The 18,936-nt window shown below is 60.2% G+C and carries 14 protein-coding genes; 7 read left to right on the top strand and 7 right to left on the bottom strand.

Annotated features, from left to right (window positions below):
* Positions 1-20 precede the first annotated feature (20 nt).
* The 3 genes from ACORLH_RS07050 (at position 21) to ACORLH_RS07040 (ending at position 3,297) form a co-directional block, all read left to right on the top strand.
* Positions 21-1,496: an aldehyde dehydrogenase gene (locus tag ACORLH_RS07050; protein WP_321831934.1), complete on the top strand. Its 1,476-nt coding sequence runs from the start codon at positions 21-23 to the stop codon at positions 1,494-1,496.
* A gap of 327 nt (positions 1,497-1,823) precedes the next feature.
* Positions 1,824-2,195, top strand: coding sequence for a BlaI/MecI/CopY family transcriptional regulator (locus tag ACORLH_RS07045; protein WP_321831933.1), 372 nt, complete (start codon positions 1,824-1,826; stop codon positions 2,193-2,195).
* Between the two features lie 43 nt (positions 2,196-2,238).
* Positions 2,239-3,297, top strand: coding sequence for a M56 family metallopeptidase (locus ACORLH_RS07040; RefSeq protein ID WP_321831932.1), 1,059 nt, complete (start codon positions 2,239-2,241; stop codon positions 3,295-3,297).
* 311 nt (positions 3,298-3,608) lie between these two features.
* On the opposite strand, the gene ACORLH_RS07035 is transcribed toward ACORLH_RS07040, so the two are convergent.
* From ACORLH_RS07035 to ACORLH_RS07010, 6 genes are all read right to left on the bottom strand, one after another.
* Positions 3,609-3,887, bottom strand: coding sequence for a DUF2160 domain-containing protein (locus tag ACORLH_RS07035; protein ID WP_058244313.1), 279 nt, complete (start codon positions 3,885-3,887; stop codon positions 3,609-3,611).
* A 1-nt stretch (position 3,888) separates the two neighbouring features.
* Positions 3,889-4,686: a carbohydrate ABC transporter permease gene (locus ACORLH_RS07030; protein ID WP_058244314.1), complete on the bottom strand. Its 798-nt coding sequence runs from the start codon at positions 4,684-4,686 to the stop codon at positions 3,889-3,891.
* A gap of 10 nt (positions 4,687-4,696) precedes the next feature.
* Positions 4,697-5,560: a carbohydrate ABC transporter permease gene (locus ACORLH_RS07025; RefSeq protein ID WP_058244315.1), complete on the bottom strand. Its 864-nt coding sequence runs from the start codon at positions 5,558-5,560 to the stop codon at positions 4,697-4,699.
* Positions 5,557-6,648, bottom strand: a complete 1,092-nt coding sequence (locus ACORLH_RS07020; RefSeq protein WP_321831929.1) for an ABC transporter ATP-binding protein — start codon at positions 6,646-6,648, stop codon at positions 5,557-5,559. The genes ACORLH_RS07025 and ACORLH_RS07020 overlap by 4 nt, the downstream gene beginning before the upstream one ends.
* A 10-nt stretch (positions 6,649-6,658) precedes the next feature.
* Positions 6,659-7,720, bottom strand: a complete 1,062-nt coding sequence (locus tag ACORLH_RS07015) for an ABC transporter ATP-binding protein (RefSeq protein ID WP_321831928.1) — start codon at positions 7,718-7,720, stop codon at positions 6,659-6,661.
* A 137-nt stretch (positions 7,721-7,857) separates the two neighbouring features.
* The gene (locus tag ACORLH_RS07010) at positions 7,858-9,594 is read right to left on the bottom strand and encodes an ABC transporter substrate-binding protein (RefSeq protein WP_321831926.1); all 1,737 of its coding nucleotides are present in this window, start codon (positions 9,592-9,594) and stop codon (positions 7,858-7,860) included.
* A gap of 507 nt (positions 9,595-10,101) precedes the next feature.
* On the opposite strand from ACORLH_RS07010, the gene ACORLH_RS07005 reads away from it, so the two are divergent.
* The 4 genes from ACORLH_RS07005 (at position 10,102) to ACORLH_RS06990 (ending at position 18,059) form a co-directional block, all read left to right on the top strand.
* On the top strand, positions 10,102-13,203 hold the full coding sequence (locus ACORLH_RS07005; protein ID WP_321831925.1) for an Ig-like domain-containing protein: 3,102 nt from the start codon (positions 10,102-10,104) through the stop codon (positions 13,201-13,203).
* Between the two features lie 67 nt (positions 13,204-13,270).
* Positions 13,271-14,599 (top strand): TolC family protein, encoded by a 1,329-nt coding sequence (locus ACORLH_RS07000; RefSeq protein ID WP_321831923.1) that lies wholly within the window; start codon positions 13,271-13,273, stop codon positions 14,597-14,599.
* Positions 14,596-16,875: a type I secretion system permease/ATPase gene (locus ACORLH_RS06995; RefSeq protein ID WP_420719809.1), complete on the top strand. Its 2,280-nt coding sequence runs from the start codon at positions 14,596-14,598 to the stop codon at positions 16,873-16,875. The genes ACORLH_RS07000 and ACORLH_RS06995 overlap by 4 nt, the downstream gene beginning before the upstream one ends.
* Positions 16,875-18,059, top strand: coding sequence for an HlyD family type I secretion periplasmic adaptor subunit (locus ACORLH_RS06990; RefSeq protein WP_420719808.1), 1,185 nt, complete (start codon positions 16,875-16,877; stop codon positions 18,057-18,059). Before ACORLH_RS06995 ends, ACORLH_RS06990 begins: the two co-directional genes overlap by 1 nt.
* Positions 18,060-18,127: 68 nt before the next feature.
* Here the strand turns inward: ACORLH_RS06990 and ACORLH_RS06985 are convergent, their stop codons facing one another.
* Complete coding sequence (locus ACORLH_RS06985) at positions 18,128-18,853, bottom strand: trypsin-like serine peptidase (protein ID WP_321831922.1); 726 nt, start codon at positions 18,851-18,853, stop codon at positions 18,128-18,130.
* Positions 18,854-18,936: the final 83 nt, after the last annotated feature.

The raw sequence follows: 18,936 nt of genomic DNA, 5'->3' as shown, positions 1-18,936 counted from the left end.
GCCGTTAACCGAGGTTTCCCATGGATTTATCACATTACCAGCTTTTCATTGACGGCACTTGGTGCGACGGTACAACCGGTCAGACCATGACGTCTGAAAACCCCGCCACGGGTGAGATCTGGGCAGATTTTGCTTGCGCCGCCCCCGAGGATGTCAACCGCGCCGTCGCCGCTGCACGGCGCGCGCTGGAGGCGCCTGAATGGCGTGATCTCAGCCAGACGGCGCGCGGTAAGCTACTCTATCGATTGGCAGACTTGATCGAAGAACATGCCGGCACCATCGGCCGTGTGGAGACCACCGACAGCGGGAAACTGCTGGCGGAGACGCGCAGCCAGACGGCCTATGTCGGCGATTATTACCGCTATTACGCCGGCCTAGCAGACAAACTGGAAGGTGCGGTTTTGCCGATCGACAAACCTGACATGCACGTCTTTACCCGGCGCGCGCCCATCGGGGTTGTGGCCGCGATTGTGCCTTGGAACGCGCAGATGTTCTTAACGGCAACCAAGCTTGGCCCGGCCTTGGCGGCTGGCTGCACCGTGGTGTTGAAAGCCTCCGAACAGGCGCCGGCGCCGATGTTCGAATTTGCCAAGCTGATCGAAGCCGCCGGGTTCCCGCCCGGCGTTGTTTCCGTGATCACCGGCGACGCCGAAGGCTGCGCCATCCCCCTCACCCGCCACCCTGATGTCGACCGGATTGCCTTCACCGGCGGGCCTGAAACAGCCAAACATGTGGTGCGCAACTCGGCCGAGAACTTTGCCGTAACCACCTTGGAACTCGGGGGAAAATCCCCGATCATCGTCTTTGACGATGCGGATGTGGAGGCGGCAGCAAACGGGCTGATCGCCGGCAATTTCGGCGCCTCTGGTCAAAGCTGTGTGGCCGGGTCACGCGCGCTGATCCAACGCGGTATCTACCCGGCCCTGGTGGCCAGAATTGCGGAGAAAGCCCGCGATATTCGGGTGGGCGATCCGCTGGCCGCGGAGACTCACGTTGGCCCGCTATGCACCCAAGCGCAGGTTGAGGTGATCCGCCAGACGTTAAGAAAATCGCAAGATCAGGGCGCTACGATCAGATTCGGTGGTGCCCCGCTGGACCGCCCGGGCAACTATATGGTGCCAACCTTGGTGGAATGCCCCGACGCTGAGGTTGAGACCTTGAAGGTGGAAATGTTTGGCCCTGTGATGTCCCTCCTGCCGTTCGACACGGAGGAGGAGGCGATTGATCTGGCCAATGACACGGAATTTGGGCTGGGCTCTGGCGTCTTCACCCAAAACCTGGCGCGCGCGCACCGCGTTTCGGGACGATTACGTTCGGGTATTTGCTGGATCAACACTTATCGCGCGGTCTCCCCCATCGCGCCGTTTGGAGGCTTCAACCAATCAGGCTATGGGCGCGAAGCGGGAATGGAGGCGATTTTGGACTACACGCGGACCCAGACGACTTGGGTCAGCACTTCTGAAGCGCCGATGGCCAATCCGTTCGTCATGCGATGAGTGGACCTGCGTGAACTGCGAAAATGCATGGGGAGCCGCCCATGTCAGATGCGGCGGCGGCCCACTCAAAGGAAACCGCGCGTGATCGTGGCTGTATGTGGTCATGTCCTGTTGGGACAGGTCTCTGTGAGTGTTTTGATGTTCGCGGAAGCGAGTGCGTCGTTCGCATCCAAAGCGCCGTTATGCGGCAGCAGGCGCGGGATATGCCTGAGAGTCTGGCAGGAGCCAAGCCAGGCAAAAATTCCTTTCTTCGTTGGGTGCAATCGTATACGAATTAATTAGTAATGAATGAATGGAGAGAGTTTAGTGCCACGGCGACGCAGCGAGATGCTCACGGATGTTGAATTAGAACTGATGATTGCCCTGTGGCAGATCGGGTCAGGTTCCGTGCGCGAGGTGATGGCGGCGCTTTCGGGTGAAAGCAAACGGGCCTATACGTCAGTTGCGACCATCATGAAGATCCTTGACGACAAAGGATATGTAGCCTCAGAGCGCCAAGACCGCAGCCTGATCTACACCCCCACCGTCAAGCGCAGTGAGTATGAAGGCAAATCTCTGAAAAACTTATCAGATTCCTTATTTGGGGGGACCCCGACCGCGCTGGTTGCGCGACTGGTGGACAATGAGGATCTGACAGATGAAATGATCCAAGAAATTAAAGCGATCATTGAGACGAGGATCAGAAAGGATGACGGTTGAACAACTCGTAGGGGGGATGGTCTGGGTCCAGGGAATGGTACTCATGGCCGCGCTTGTTTTTGCCATTTTTGATGGTCTCTTTGCGCTGTCCGGGCAGCGCCGTAATTTTCTGACGCGACGACGATTGGGGCTGACCGCAATCGCCGCCATTGCGCTGGTGCCACTGGCCCTGCCGGCCCTGCTGGCGACCAGTTATGCGACCTCAATCAACGCGACGGAACTTGTTGTTTCGCAATATCTTAAGGGCAATCTGTCGATGTCTGCCGGTGAGGTGACATCGCTGCTGGAGATGAAATCGCGCTGGATTGATCAGTTGAGCCAAGGCAGCAGCTGGCTGGCGCTTGGTGTGTTGCTGGTCTTTGCCGCCACCTTTGTCGGCCGGCTGATCTATCTGATCGTGAACGTCATTCGCATTCGACGCGCCATCCAAGGCGGTCAGGTTCTGCGTCGTGGCCGTCGGCTGCGCATCGTCCTCAGCCCCAGCGTCAGCGTGCCGTTTTCGACCCGTGGGCTGAGGCACTACTATGTTGTGCTGCCGCTCAGCTTCTGCGCAGATCGTGATGCCATGCAGATGTCACTGGGCCATGAATTGCAGCATATTCGTCAGGGCGATGTGGATGCTGAGGTGGCGCTGTCGCTAATCTCCCCACTGGTGGTGCTGAACCCTGGTTTCTGGTTCCTCAGCTCACGCCTGCGCAAATTGGGGGAACTGGTCTGCGACCGCAACTATCTGCGCCGTCGCCGATTTGATCCGCATGGCTATTCGATGCGGCTGCTTTCGGTGGCGCGGCGCAGCCGTCATGCAGTGGGGCAGCCCGCCGCCTTTGGGGTGCCGCTGGTCGGGCGTGCCCTACCCGTTCTGGGACGTCGGTCGATGCTGAAAGACCGGATCCTGGAAATTGCAGCGGATCAAAGCAGCCCCAGCCGCGATACCCGGGCATTGAGCATGGCGATGTCTTTGGTCATGATCGCTGCCGTGCTGGCGACAGCCACTGCGGTTGCTCAGCCGAAAGACTGGAGCCATGACCGGATCATGCTGTCCACCGTGGCCAATCTGGAGCGGCTGAACCAACTTAACACGATGGCGCAGCGCAGCTGGTAAAAATGTGCAATTGACGTAAGGAGGCGGCTCTGAGGGGCCGCCTTTTTTGTGCTGGGCTAGGCTGAGAGCCGTTCGTCACAGCGTCGTGCCATGCAACGGGATCGGGCGGCCTGTTAGCCCACGTTTTCCAACCCTGACTGCACATCGCCAACCGGACCATAGTGCTGCCCTCACATGAACCCTTTAACAGTCTGGAAACGGCCAAAAGGGCTGCCAAATCTCGCAGTCATTTTCCCATAAGAACCGGCAACACCATAATGCAAAACGGCCCGAGGTTTCCCCCGGGCCGTTTGCAGATTTTCACTCCAGCTTCAGACTTTCCAGAAGCAGAGGATCCCCCAGCCGATGGAAATCCCAAGCGGCGCCCAGAGCGGCATGCCGACCAGACCCAGCCAGGCCAGGAAGATGAAACTGGTACCCAGACAGGTCAGGAACAGGCGGTCGCCACGGGTGGTCACAAGGCCCAGGATCCCTTTCCGCTCGGCCCCGCCGGGGTATTTGATTTCAATCACCGTCAGCAGACCAATGGCGCTGAACAATCCGATGAAGACCAGCGCGGTGGGCCAGGTCCAAGCCATCCAACTCAACATATCAAACCCTCCCCATCGCGAAGCCCTTCGCGATGTAATTGCGGACAAAGTAGATCACCACGGCACCGGGGATGATGGTCAGCGTGCCCGCCGCCGCCAGAAGCCCAAGTTCATAGCCCGCAGAGGATGCGGTTTTGGTCATGGTGGCGGCGATCGGTTTGGCCGCAACAGCGGTCAGGGTTTTCGCCAGAAGCAGTTCCACCCATGAGAACATGAAGCAGAAGAAGGCAGCCACACCAACGCCCGCTTTGATCGTCGGGATGAAGATTGAGACGAAGAAGCGCGGGAAAGAATAACCATCCACATAGGCCGTTTCATCCAGTTCCTTGGGCACGCCGCCCATGAAGCCTTCAAGAATCCAGACCGCCAGTGGGATGTTGAACAGACAATGCGCCAGAGCCACTGCCAGATGGGTGTCAAAGATGCCCACTGCCGAATAGAGCTGGAAGAAGGGCAAGGCGAAGACGGCCGCCGGCGCCATCCGGTTGGTCAGCAGCCAGAAGAACAGCTGCTTGTCACCGAGGAAACGATACCGGCTGAAAGCATAGGCTGCCGGCAGCGCCACCGCGATGGAGATCACGGTGTTCAGCGACACGTAGATGATCGAGTTGATATAACCCCAATACCAGGTCGGATCGGTGAAGATCGTCTGATAGGCCTCCAGCGTGAAAGTCTGCGGGAACAGAGAGAACCCGGCGAGGATTTCATTGGTCGTCTTAAAGCTCATCGCGACGAGCCAGTAGATCGGCAGCATCAGGAAGAAGATGTAAGCGATTGGGACAAGAGAACGTTTGCGCATTCCTGCCTCCTTAGTTCAGGTCGTCTTTGGTCATCAGCGTGTAGAACAGCCAGGACACAAAGAGCGTGATTGCAAAGTAGATGAGCGACATGGCGGCGGCTGGTCCAAGGTCAAACTGACCCAGTGCGATCTTCACCAGATCGATGGACAACAGCGTGGTCGAGTTGCCGGGGCCACCACCGGTCAGCACGAAGGGCTCGGTGTAGATGTTGAAACTGTCCATAAACCGCAGAAGGATCGCGATGGTCAGGACGTTTTTCATCTTGGGCAGCTGGATGAAGCGGAACACCGACCAGTTGGATGCGCCGTCAATTTTGGCCGCCTGATAGTAGGCTTCGGGGATCGAAACCAGACCGGCATAGGCCAGCAGAACCACCAGTGACGTCCAGTGCCAGACATCCATCGTGATGATGGTCACCCAGGCCGCAATGGGGTCTTGGGTCATGTCGTAGTTGATGCCCAGAACGTGGTTCAGGAAGTAGCCCAACAGGCCGATATCCGGCAGCGCAAAGATGTTCCACATCGCACCCACAACGTTCCACGGGATCAGCATCGGCAGGGCCATAAGGACCAGACAGACCGGCACCCAGAAGCCCTGACGCGGCATCGCCAGCGCAATCGCGATGCCCAGCGGCACCTCGATGATCAGGATCAGGAAGGTGAACATGAACTGCCGGCCCAGCGCCGCATGGAAGCGGTCGGACCGCAGGATCTGTTCAAACCATGTCAGGCCTTCCCAGAAGAAGATGTTATCGCCAAAGGTTTCCTGCACCGAGTAGTTGACCACGGTCATCATCGGGATGAGCGCGTTGAACGCCACCAGCAAGAGAACCGGTAGAACGAAGAACCAGGCTTTTTGGTTTTCGGTTTTCATGCCGCGCTCTCCTCTGTTGCGGGCGTGCTGGCGATCCAGCCATCGGCGTAGACGCGGGTTTGGTCAGCGCGGAACTGCAGGTGCACGGTTTCGCCAACCATCGGCGCGGTGCCGTTCAGGATGGCGGAGATTTTGCTGCCGCCGGCCTCAGCATCGATGACGTAATGCCGGCCAACGTCGGACACCCGGCGCACCGTGGCCTCAATACCGCTGTCGCCCAGCGAGACAAATTCCGGCCGCACACCAATTTCAAGCTTGCCCGTTGTGCCCGGGGTCACCGGACCTTCCAGAGCGACCTGCTGGCCATGGAAATAGGCCACGCCATCGCGCAGTTCGGCGGGCAGCACGTTCATGCCCGGAGAGCCGATGAAATGGCCCACAAAGGTATGGGCGGGGCGTTCAAACAGCTCCACCGGGGTGCCGATCTGCACCACCTCCCCCAGCTGCATCACCACAACCTTATCAGCAAAGGTCAGCGCCTCAGTCTGGTCGTGGGTCACATAGATCATCGTCGCTTTGACGCGCTGATGGAGTTCCTTCAGTTTTGAACGCAGCTTCCATTTCAGATGCGGGTCAATCACCGTCAGAGGCTCATCGAACATCACGACGTTCACATCGTCCCGCACCAGACCACGGCCCATCGAGATCTTCTGTTTGTTGTCCGGGCTGAGGCCTGCCGCGCGGCGGTTCAGCATGTCGGTGACTTCCAGCATCTCAGCGATTTCGCGGACGCGGCGGTCAATGGTCGCCTGATCCACACCGCGATTTTTCAGCGGGAAGGCCAGATTGTCATAAACCGTCATGGTGTCGTAGATCACCGGGAACTGGAACACCTGCGCAATGTTGCGCTGATCAGGTGGCAGTTGGGTGACGTCCTGACCGTCAAAGAGGATCTGCCCCTCAGACGGCACCAACAGGCCGGAGATGATGTTGAGTAGCGTCGATTTTCCGCAACCAGACGGCCCCAGCAGCGCATAGGCCCCGCCATCCTGCCAGTCCAGGTCGACCTCTTTCAGCGCGTAATCCTCAGGCCCTTTTGGATTGGGCATGTAGGAATGGCGCAGGTTTTTCAGTGTAATTTTAGCCATCTCGCCCCCCTCAGGCGGCCCGGCTGCCGTCAGCGGCGAAGTAGAAACACGCCCCGGCATCCATGTAAAACGTATGATCCTCGCCCACCTCATAGGGGTGTGCGCCATGGGCCAGCGAGACCCAGCCGTGATCGTCAAAGGTGAAATGCGCCGAACTTTCCGAGCCTGACAGCTCCGTCACGCCAATGCGCCCTTTCAGCGCCACCGTGGCACCGCCGCTGGGTTGCGGCAGGATGTGGTGTGGTCGCACCGCAACGGTGTAGCCGCCATCGGCCAGTCCGGCTGCGTCCCCTTCGGCCGCCCAGCTGACATCACCCATGACAATCCGGTCGCCCTGTTTTTGTACAGGCGCATAGTTGATCGGCGGATCCGAGAAGACCTGCGCCGAGGTCAGGCTGGCAGGCGCACGATAGAGGTCTGCGGTGGCGCCGAACTGGGCCACGCAGCCGTCCATCATCAGGGCAGTTTCGCCGCCCAACAGCAGGGCCTCTTCGGGTTCTGAGGTTGCGTAGACAACAACGGCGCCACGTCCTGCAAACAGTTCAGGCAGCATTTCCCGCAGCTCTTCGCGCAGTTTGTAGTCAAGGTTGGCCAGTGGTTCATCCAGGAACACGGCCTGACTGTCCTTGGCAATGGCGCGCGCCAGGGCGCAACGCTGTTGCTGACCGCCCGAAAGCTCATGCGGACGACGATGCAGCATCGGGGCAAGCTGCAGAATATCTGCGGCTTCCTGCACACGGCCCTCAATCTCGGACTTGGCCATGCCGGCCACTTTCAGTGGCGAAGCAATGTTTTCAAAGACCGTCATATGCGGGTAGTTCACAAAGAACTGGTGAACCAGGCTGATCTTGCGTTTCTGGGTGGTCAGTTTGGTGACATCCGCGCCATCCATCAGGATCTGGCCCGAGGCGATGGGATCAAGGCCGGCCATCATCTTGATCAGAGAGGTTTTGCCGGATCCGGTTTCGCCGAGGAGAACGTTGAAATGTCCCTGTTTCAACGTCAGGCTGGTGGGCTTGATATGGGTTACCCCCTGCACCACCTTGGTGATCTCTTTCAATTCAAGTGCCATTTTGCACCCTTGTATCTTGGGGTTTTGCGCCACCTCTGGTCAGATGCCGGGCGGCAAGAGGCTGGGACCATAGGGTGGCCCCAGCCTGCGTCGACCACGGGGAGAGGAGCGGTCAGACGCCGGGTTTCAGCGGCGGCTTAGTTGGCGTTCCAGCGCGCAACCAGATCGTCATAGTTGACGGTTTGGCCCTGCGGCTTTTCGTTGTCCAACTTCGGCTTGGCGCCACCGTTTGCGAACCACCACTCAGCGTCTTTTTCTTCGTTCAGACGCGGGCCGCAGCCGCCGTAGATGTTTTGTGCTTCGTCAGCACGCTGCATCCGGGCCATGGTGATGTCCATTTCTTCGGCCAGACGGTCCATCGCTTCCTGCGGGGTGAAGGCACCCGAGTTCACGTCACCGATCTGCTGCCACCAGATCTGGGCCAGCTTCGGATAATCCGGAACGTTCACACCGGTCGGCGACCATGCCACACGGTCAGGCGAGCGGTAGAATTCTACCAGACCACCCAGTTTCGGGGCACGCTCGGTGAAGCTTTCGTGGTTCACGGAACTGTCGCGGGTGAAGGTCAGGCCAACGTGGGACTTCTTCACATCGACGGTTTTCGAGGTCACGAACTGGGCATAGAGCCAAGCCGCCTGTGCACGTTCCGAGGGGGTCGACTTCAGGAAGGTCCAGGAACCAACGTCCTGATAACCAACCTTCTGGCCTTCTTCCCAATAGGGGCCGTGCGGGCTGGGTGCCATCCGCCACAGCGGGAAGCCCTCATCATCCACGGTGTTGTTGCCTTCGGACTTCGGCTTCACCATGTCGGCGGTGAAGGCGGTGTACCAGAAGATCTGCTGGGCCACGTTGCCCTGGCTCAGTGCCGGCAGCGACTGGTAGAAGTCAAAGGATGCGGCACCGGGCGGTGCGTAGTTGCGCAGCCACTCGTCCCACTTGCGGATCGCGTAGACCGCTGCAGGACCGTTTGCTGCACCACCGCGGGTGACCGATGCACCAGCAGGGTTACAGGAACCGGCTTCCATGCGGATGCCCCATTCGTCGATCGGCACGCCGTTTGGCTCACCCTTGGACCCTGCGCCAGCCATCGAGAGCCAAGCATCGGTCATGCGCCAGCCCAGGTCAGGAGCGCGTTTGCCGTAGTCCATGTGGCCGTAGATATCGACGCCATCAATGTTCTTCACGTCGTTAGAGAAGAACTCAGCAATGTCTTCATAGGCCGACCAGTTGACCGGAACACCCAGATCGTAGCCATACTTGGCTTTGAAGGCTTCCTGCAGGTCAGCGCGGTCAAACCAGTCTTTGCGGAACCAGTAGAGGTTCGCGAACTGCTGGTCGGGCAGCTGGTAGAGGTCGCCATCGGGACCGGTGGTGAACTGGGTGCCCATGAAGTCAGCCAGATCCAGCGTCGGGCTGGTGGTCGCCGCCCAATCCCCTGCCATCTGATCGGTCAGGTTATAGGCCAGCTGCAGACGCGAGTGGGTGCCGATCAGGTCGGAGTCATTGACGTAGCCGTCATAGAGGTTCCGCTTGGTCTGCATCTGGGTCTGCACCGCCTGCACCACTTCGCCCTCACCGAGGATCTGGTGGTTCACTTTGATGCCGGTGATCTCTTCAAAGGCTTTGGTCAGAACCTCGGCTTCATAGCCGTGGGTCGGAATGCCTTCGGACAGAACGTTGATTTCCATGCCAGCGAAGGGTTGTGCAGCTTGAATAAACCACTGCATTTCGCTCATCTGTTCATCTTTGCTCAGCGACGACGGCTGGAATTCAGCGTCAATCCACCGCTTGGCGGCAGCTTCGTCAGCATGCAAAGGATGCGTTCCCGCAATCACGGCGACAGCCGCGACAGCGGACATAAGATACTTGCGCATCTTGTCCTCCCAAATTGAGTAATTGGCCGGCCTCCCGCCGGATGTGCACACGTTCGCAGACGTGGATCAAACCGTCAACTAATTTATTAGTAGACACCAGGCGCCGTGGCGTAAGCCTATTATAAACAAAAGAATTTAGCGGCTCTCAAATCGTATCCCAGGCAGAAGAGACGCGCAACACATCGTTCAATTCCGCCAGGCACAGATCGCAAAACACCCCAGCACACCGCGAAAACAGCAGCACACATCCAACAGTCTAAACCGGATTCGTGTGCGACATGTTACCAAAACACGACACCTGCGTCGACTTTTCGACACCTATGAAGGGAAATTTTGCCTGCAAACACACGGGATTACCGCGGATCCACGCCAGATCGTGGCAACAAAAACCCATATTTTGCCTTAATTTCAACAAAAACCACTAGCTTTCGCGGTCTGCCCTATAGTATGCCTGAAGTAATCTAGATAATGGGCAAAAGCCCTACTTTTTGAGAGAGCAGTAAGCTGATGAGTGCAGTGAATTACTCTGTCCGTAGCGCGGGCGGCACCGTTTCCTATGGCCAAAGCAGCCCAGCAGACGGCAACATTATTCCTTTTTTCACCGGGTCTCAGATTTCACTGAACCTGGCCCCACAGGATGTTATCGCCTACCGCACCAGCGGTGACGATCTGATCGTCGAATTAAGCAACGGTCAAACCGTGACGATACAGGGCTATTTCTTTGAGGACGGGCGCGAGCCTGAATTGTTCCTCTCGGCACATGGTGAAATCCAACATGTAGACTTGGGCGGTCAGGTCGGGGACCAATACCTCGCCTCTTACAACGCGGTCGATACCAGCGGTAAGTGGAGCGCTTATGACCAGCTGGTCTTCCTAGATCTGGAACGGGTTGAACCCGTGGTGGCCCCTCTGGTGGCCCCGGTTCTTGGTGGGCTGGGCAGTGCTGCAGCCGCCGGCGCGGCGGTTCTGGGCGGTGGCTACGTCGCCAACAAGGTGATCGGCGGTGGCGGCGACGGAGAAGTCACCCCCACGGTGAACGATCCCGAAGCCACCTATGAAACCGGCGGCCCGACCCCGGATGCGGTGACCATCTCAGGCACTGGCGAGGAAGGTTCCGACGTCACCGTTGTTGTAGGCGGCTCTGTCCAGACCACAACCGTGGGCGGCGATGGCACTTGGTCCGTTACTTATCAGGCCGCGGATCTGCCCGCAGACGGTGTGTACGAAAGCCAGGTCACCGTGGTGAACCCGGACGACAAAGAATTCACCCTCGATGGCCCGGCTGTGGACATTGACACCACCCCGCCTGCCGTTTCGGTCAGCGAAGGCACGGTTTCGGTTGGCGAAGTGGTCAACGCGGCCGAACATGATGACGGTCATGTGCTGTCTGGCCAGGGCGAGGCCGGTGCAACCGTAACGGTTGAGGTCAACGGCCACAGCCAGACCACCACCATTGCCCAGGACGGCAGCTGGTCCGTATCCTTTGCGCGCAATGTGCTGGCCGAAGGGGAATACACCATCGACGCCACCATCACCGCAGTGGACGCGCGCGGCAACACAACAGTTGTCACCGACAGCATTGAGGTCGACACCATCGCCCCGGCCATCGCCATGGGCACGGTGGAAGGCGATGATGTGATCAACGCAGCCGAAGCCTCTGACGGGGTGACGCTGGCCGGCACTGGCGAACCGGGCGCAAGCCTGTCGATCTCCTTCCAGGGGCAGACCACCACAACAACCGTCGCAAATGACGGCAGCTGGTCGCTCTTCTTCAGCGCCGGTCAGGTGGCGGCGGGCACTTACGACAGTGCTGTACAGCTGGTTGCGACCGATGCGGCGGGCAACAGCACCACCACCAATTACACTCTGCATATCGACACCGAAGGCAATGTGGCCCTGAACACGCCGATTGCCGGCGATGATATGCTGAACGCCACCGAAGCGGCGCAGGGCCTGACCCTGACCGGTACGGCTGAGGCAGGATCGACCGTTGTGGTGGAGATGATGGGCGTCACCCGCACCGTCACCGCCACCAGCGCGGGCACATGGTCTGCGACCTATGCAGCCGCCGAAATCCCACCGGGCGAATATGACGCCACGATCAACGTCACCGCGACGGATGGGGTGGGCAATGTCTCAACCACTTCTTCTGTGATGCGGGTGGACACCTCCACCCTCGTTGGTCTGGACGCGCCGATTGCAGGTGACGATATGATCAACGCGGCTGAGGCTGCAGGCGGCGTCACCCTGACCGGCATGGCCGAGGCTGGCGCGATGGTTCAGGTCACGCTGGAGGGCGCGACCCGACTGGTCACCGCCGCACAGGATGGCAGCTGGTCGGCCAGTTTCACCACCGCCGACATCCCCGCAGGCACCTATCAGGCAGCCGTCACCGTGACCGCCACCGATCCCGCAGGCAACACCGCCACCACCCGCGCCACTGTGAACGTGGACACGGAAATCGGTGTGGCGGTTGATGCAGGTCAGGCCGGGGGCGATGACATCATCAACGCCGCCGAGGCTGGCACAGGCGTGACCCTGACCGGCACCGGCGAAGCTGGGGCCAGTGTCACCGTTCAGATGGACGGCGTCAGCAAAACCACCACAGTGGCGGCCAATGGCACCTGGGCTGTGACCTACGCCAGCGGCGACATCCGCGCCGGTGAGTATGACACCACCGTTGTGGCTACCATCACCGATGCCGCAGGCAACACAGAACAGGCCACCCGTGCGATCCGCGTGGACACCACAACAGCCGCCACCATTGAGGTGACGGAAACCACCATCGGCGGGGACAGTTTCGTCAACGCGGCCGAGATGAGCCAGGGCCTGGTGCTGGATGGCACTGCGGAACCAGGCGCTTCGGTCACTGTTGTGGTCGAAGGTGTGACCCGCACCACAACCGCGGACGCCAGCGGCAGCTGGTCGGTCACCTATGAGCCCGGCAGCCTGCCGCGCGGTGAATATGAAACCACCGCAACCGTGACCACGATCGATGCCGTGGGCAATGTCGGCACCTCCTCCACCACCTTCTTTGTGGATACCGAGGTGTCCAACCCGCTGGTCGACAGTGTCACCCAGTCCGATGATGACATCAGCGCAATCACTCTGGTTGCGGATGGTTCGGATCACACGATCTCAACCCTCAATGCCAATGGCACCACGACCGAGCTGTCACCGACTGAGGTGGATCTGGGCGCAACCACCATGCATGCCTTCAATCCGCGGGTTCCCGATGGCACCAATCTGGTGATCTCGGCAACAGATGATGCGGGCAATGTCTCCGACACGATGGTGGTTCTGGATGACAACGCAACCAACGCCGGCACATTGGGCCATGCCCAGATCAGTGATTTCCAGATCGAAGCGATTGAACTGGACTATGCCGCAGGCACCCAGCTGACCCTGACCGAGGCGCAGATCAAAGCGCTGTCGGACACCTCGGACACGCTGACAATCCACGGCAATGGCGACGATCAGGTCACGGTTGCCGGCGCCCAGCGTACCGGCAGTACCGAAACCATCGATGGTGAGGCTTATGACGTCTACACCATCGGCGATGATGGGGTGACGCTGGTCATCGACCAGGACATCAACGTCATCATCTAACCTCGCGTTGGGGCGGAGCGCCGCCCCAACCATCCGTCCACCCCAAGCCATTCAGGAGACCACCCGGGTGATCCCGTCCAAGGCCCTCTCACTGCTCTGCGCGACAACGGTGCTGGCTGGTTGCATGACCGGCGGGCTGGGTGGTGGATTGAACTTTGCCCCGCCCCATCTGGCGGGTGAGGCCCCTGCCCCAACACAATCGCACGGCAGCCCGGACGCCGCTGATTTTGACGCCACAGGTGAGGGTGAGGTGGTTGAGACGCTGGTGGCCCGCCGGTCGGTTCTGCCAAAGGACGGTATTTATGACCGCGTTGCCGATGCCGCACTGGCGGCAGGCAGCCGCGCGGCTGAGGCCGAATTGCGCAGCGCCAAACTGCGGGCAGAGGCTGAGAATAAGAACTGGCTGCCGACGCTTTCCAGCACCGTTTCACTGACCTCACTGGGGGAAACCCTGGCCTCACTGGTGGTGGATCAGGTGCTATATGACAACGGCAAGCGCAAGGCAGAACGCGCCTATGCCGCCGCCGACGTTGAGGTGGCCGCCGTCACCCTGTCACAGGATCAAAACGATCGGGTCTATACCGCGCTTAGCCTCTACCTGACCACACTGCGCGGGCACGACAAAGCAGCGATGGGCGGCAAGGCCATCAGCCAGATGCAGGGGTTCAAACGGATTGTCGATGGCCGCGTGGCCGGTGGCGTCTCTGACAAGGGCGATCAGCGGATGGTTGAGGGCAAACTGCTGGATCTGCGCGCCGCGCGGGATCTGGACGCCGAACAGGCCAATACCGCCCGCGCCGAACTGCAGGCCATGCTGGGGTTGGATATTCCCGCCTCTGACGTAGCCCCGCTGAAATCCTACGCGCCGGACGGTCTTGACCCCTTGAGCGTTATCAAGGCCGAAGCTGAGGCCAAACGCACCGTGGCGCAGGCCACAGCAGAACGTGCGGGTCAGCTGCCGGGGCTCAGCGCCTCGGGCACGCTGAACCGCAACGGCACCTCGGGCGCATTGAACGCTGGTACCTCGCAGGGATTGGGCTTTGGCACCAAGGCGCGGCTGGACGCGATCGAAAACAGCAAGGAAACCGCCCGTGAAAACGTGGTGGAGGCCCGCGAAACCGCCCGGCGCAACCGGTCGCGGCTGGAACAGCGGCTGGTGTCGCTGCAACGTCAGGAACGCGAAACTGCCAAGCTGGTGCGCGAAAGCCGCAAAACCTTCAGCCTGTTTCAGTCACAGTTCAAAGCCGGTCAGCGCTCGGTCCTGGAAGTGGTCAATATCTACGAACAGCTGACCCGCCGCGAGATGGAGCGGCTGGATGCGAAATATGAGGTTATCCTGGTCCAATTGGAACTGGCGCGGGATCTGGGTGTACTGGCCGACGGGGGCGCGATTTGAGCCAGAAAGGTCCGGTCATCCTGTCGATCAACCCGACTGTGCCAAAGACGGCAAAGCCCGCCAATACGCCGGGCCACGCCCAAGCTACGCCTGAACCATCCCCCACAGCACCAGTGGCCCCTGCTACGCCGGGTCCCGACACTGCGCCGGAAATCCAATCCCTCATCGAAGGCACCGCCAAACGGATCCAGCACCGCGCCGCACTGATCGTGACCCTTGCCGGTCTGCACGGCGAAGAGGTGCCGCTGACGGATGTGGCCGAATATATGTGGGTACAATCCCCCGGTGATGTTTCACTGAAGGCGCTGGCCAAGGCGCTGGATCACGCCGGTATCGCCCCCAAGATCAGCCAGAAAGTCACGCCAGCCCCCACGCTCTGGCCCGCGATTGCCGAGATGAGCAACGGGCAGTCCATTCTCATCCTGTCACAAGAGGATGAGGTGCTGACGATCTATGACACCACCTGCCCCGACAATCGCGCCGAAGTGCCACTGGCGGAATTCACCCCGCATTTCACCGGCACCATTCTGGCCGCGAAAACCAGCCTGCGTCAGATGGCCGAACGTCATGTGCCGCAGCTGACCAAGGGCCATTGGTTCTGGGGCGAACTGCCAAAGTTCCGCCGCCATATCAGTGAGATCATGCTTGGGTCACTGGTGGCCAATGTGCTGGCCGTGGCCGTGGCGCTGTTTTCGCTGCAGGTCTATGACCGGGTGATCCCGCATCAATCCGAGGCGACGCTTTGGGTGCTGGCCATTGGTGCCATCATGGCCATCGGGCTGGAAGGCCTGTTGAAACTGGCCCGCGCGCGTCTGTCGGATGCGGCCGGGCGGCGGATGGAACTGTCGATCCAGAACATGCTGATGCGCCGCCTTCTGGGGATGCGATCGGACCAGCGCGCCCTGCCCCCCTCAGGCCTGTTTGCCGCGATGCGCGATTTCGGGTCTGTGCGCGAGTTCTTTACCTCCTCCACCATCGCTGTATTGGCGGATATGCCCTTTATCCTGTTGTTCCTGGCGCTGGTGGCGTCAATTGCAGGCAATCTGGTCTGGGTTCTGGTCCTTGGCGGTATCCTGATGGTGCTGCCCGCCTATGTGCTGCAAAAGCGCATGATCGCACTGACCCGTCAGACCCAAGGCGCCTCTGCCAAGGCGGGCCGGTTGCTGCAGGAGGTGGTGAGCGAGCTGGACACGGTGAAAACACAACGCGGCGAAGACCGTATTCTGCGGCTTTGGGATGAGCTGAACGCAGTATCCTCCCATGCCTCGGCAGAGCAGCGGCGCCTGTCATCCACCCTAACCTACTGGTCGCAGGGCGTGCAGCAGACCACTTATATCGCCACTGTCGTCATCGGCACCTACCTTGTCTTTGCCGGGCAATTCACCGTCGGCACCATCATCGCCACAGGCATCCTGACCAGCCGCACCCTAGCGCCGCTGACCCAGTTTGCCGGTACACTGGCCCGTTGGAGCAATGTAAAAGCGGCACTGGAAAGCCTTGATACCATCGCCCTTGCCCCGCAGGAGCGCGACAGCGAACGGCGTTATCTGCGCCGTGATAAGTTTCAGGGCCAGTTTGAGCTGCGCGAGGTTCACTTCGCCTATGATGAGGACGGCCCAGCCACGTTGGACGTGCCTGCCGTGGTGATCAAACCCGGTCAGCGTGTCACCATTCTGGGCGCTAACGGATCTGGCAAATCGACCCTGCTGAAGCTGCTGTCGGGTCTTTATGCGCCCAGCAAGGGACGAGTGATGCTGGACGGCACCGACATGTCCCAGATCGATCCGCGCGACCTGCGCCGGGGGATCGGCTACCTCAGTCAGGATATCCGCCTGTTTGCCGGCTCGCTGCGCGACAACCTGAACCTCAATCAGTTGGAGCGGGATGATGACCGCCTGATGCAGGCACTGGAATTTGCCGGCCTAGGCCCCTTCCTGCGGGCACATCCGCAAGGGCTGGACCTGCAGATCCGCGATGGCGGCGAAGGCCTGTCGATCGGGCAGCGTCAGTCAATCGGCTGGGCGCGTCTGTGGCTGCAGAACCCTTCGATTGTGTTGCTGGACGAACCGACCGCCGCCTTGGATCAGACGTTGGAACGGACACTGGTCAGCCGGCTTGAGGGCTGGCTGCAGGGGCGCACCGCGCTGATCGCGACCCACCGCACCCCCATTCTGGCGCTGTCAAACCGCACCTTGATCCTGCAGGCTGGTCGTCTGGTCGTGGATGGGCCGCGCGAACAGGTTCTGGCCCATCTTGCCAGCGGGGAGCGGGGCTGATGGCCGGGATCAGCGAACGCGATTTTGACGAAAGCTTTGATGATCACAGCCGCCTGTCCCGGCTGACCATTCGCTTGGTAGGACTGGCCGTTGCCCTGTTCATCGCCTGGGCCGCTTTTGCCGTGGTGGATGAGATTGTGCGCGCTGAGGGCGAAGTTGTCTCCTCCTCACGGTCGCAGATCATTCAAAACCTTGAGGGCGGGATCCTGTCAGATCTGGCCGTGAAACAGGGCGACCTGGTCGAGGCTGGGCAGATCCTGGCCACCCTGCAGGACACCAAGTTCCGCACCGCCTTTGACGATCTGCAGGATCAGATCGACGCGCTGGAGATCAAACGCCTGCGGCTAGAGGCTGAAATTGCCGGCGCCTATGAATTTGACGTCTCTGACGCGCTGGCCGCGCGGTCGCAGACCATCCTGACCTCAGAACGGGCGCTGCTGAAGGCCCGGCAGACCGATCTGAACTCCCGCCGTGAAGGGGCGCTGGTTGTGCTGGAACAGGCCAAATCAGAACTCGCCAATATGGAGAGGCTCTATAAGAAAGAGTTTGTCGCCCTGCTGGAGGTCAACAAAGCCCGCAAAGCCGCCTCTGAGGCCGAAATCCGCTATACCGAGATCAACACCGCCGCCGAGTTGGAACAGGCTGAGGAATATTCCCAGACGCTGAAAGACATCACTTCGCTGCGGCAGGAAATGCGGCTGGCGCAGGATCAGCTGAACCGCACCGTGATCACCGCCCCGATGCGCGGGATCGTGAACAACCTGTCAGTGACCACCATTGGCGGCGTGGTGCGTCCGGGGGAGGAGATCTTTGAAATCATCCCATTGGGCGAGGAGTTGTTTGTGGAGGCCCGCGTGCGCCCGGAAAACATCGCCTCCGTCGGGCGCGGTCAAGCGGCCTCAATCAAGCTGACGGCCTATGACTACACGATTTACGGGACGCTCAAAGGCACGGTGGATCTGATTTCCGCTGACACTTTTGAAGATGAACGCGATCCAAGGGCCGAGCCGTTTTACCGTGTTTCTGTCAGTGTGGACAGCGCCGGGCTGACCGAACGCCAGAAAGCCATTGAGATCCGACCGGGTATGCGGGCACAGGTTGAGCTGCACACAGGTGAAAAGACGGTGCTGCAGTATTTGCTGAAACCGCTCTACAAGTCGCGCGAAGCCTTCCGCGAACCCTGATTTTCGCAAATTGCAGCACTGCAAAGCCGGCGCCAATTTGGCGCCGAGGCATGTTGGTTTTTGCGGGCTTAGCTCTGGCTGGCCAGCAGGCTCAGCACCGATGGATCCAGCGAAGTCCCAACCGAGACGTCGCGCCCCGCCATTTCAGCCTTGGCCGAGATTACCGACACCAGATAGGGCCGCTGCCCGCCCTGCAGGGCAAAAACCGGCGCACCCGAGGCACCAAAATCCACCTCGCAGTTCAGAACCAAAGTGGCCTGTTTGCGTGCGATCACCTGACAGGGGTAGGCCATACGCGGATCCTGACGGTTGCCGACGGTATAGGCCACGACGCTGAGGATATCGCCCTTCTCAGGACGGCCTTCAAAGGCCAGGGGGGCCACTTCATTGCGGCCGATGGGCTGATCCAGCGTCAGTAGGGCCAGATCATGGCCAACCTGCGCGGCGCCGTTTGGGCGGTGGCGGTATTCGGGATGAGCGGTGGCCGACACAACGCTGCGTTCGGCCTTGGCACGGCCGTTTGACAGCCCGGCTTGAAAGGTGATGCGATCAGCGCGGACGCGGCGGCCAGTGGCAGGATTATAAAGGCAATGTGCGGCTGTCAGCACCAGATTGGGGGCCACCAAAGCGCCGGTGCACATGGTTTCGCCCGAGATGGACAAGCGGCCAACCGCTTCCCAACCGGCGATATTTTCCACGCTGCGCCAAGGGCCGCTTTCGGCACTGGCAGGATCTGTTTTCGGGGCCACTGCAAAGGACAGGGCCAACGCCAGGCAGAACTTCGCTAAACGCATGTTACCTCCAAATGTCTTGCCCTCACTCAGCCAGCCCGCTGCGGCCAGACTGAGGCGGCTTTCGGTTTATTTGACGGCCCGTG

It is taken from the genome of Thalassovita sp., from assembly GCF_963691685.1.
Classification (GTDB): Bacteria; Pseudomonadota; Alphaproteobacteria; order Rhodobacterales; family Rhodobacteraceae; genus Thalassobius.
The sequence above is the reverse complement of the archived record's forward strand: the minus strand, read 5'-3'. Positions and strand labels throughout refer to the sequence as shown.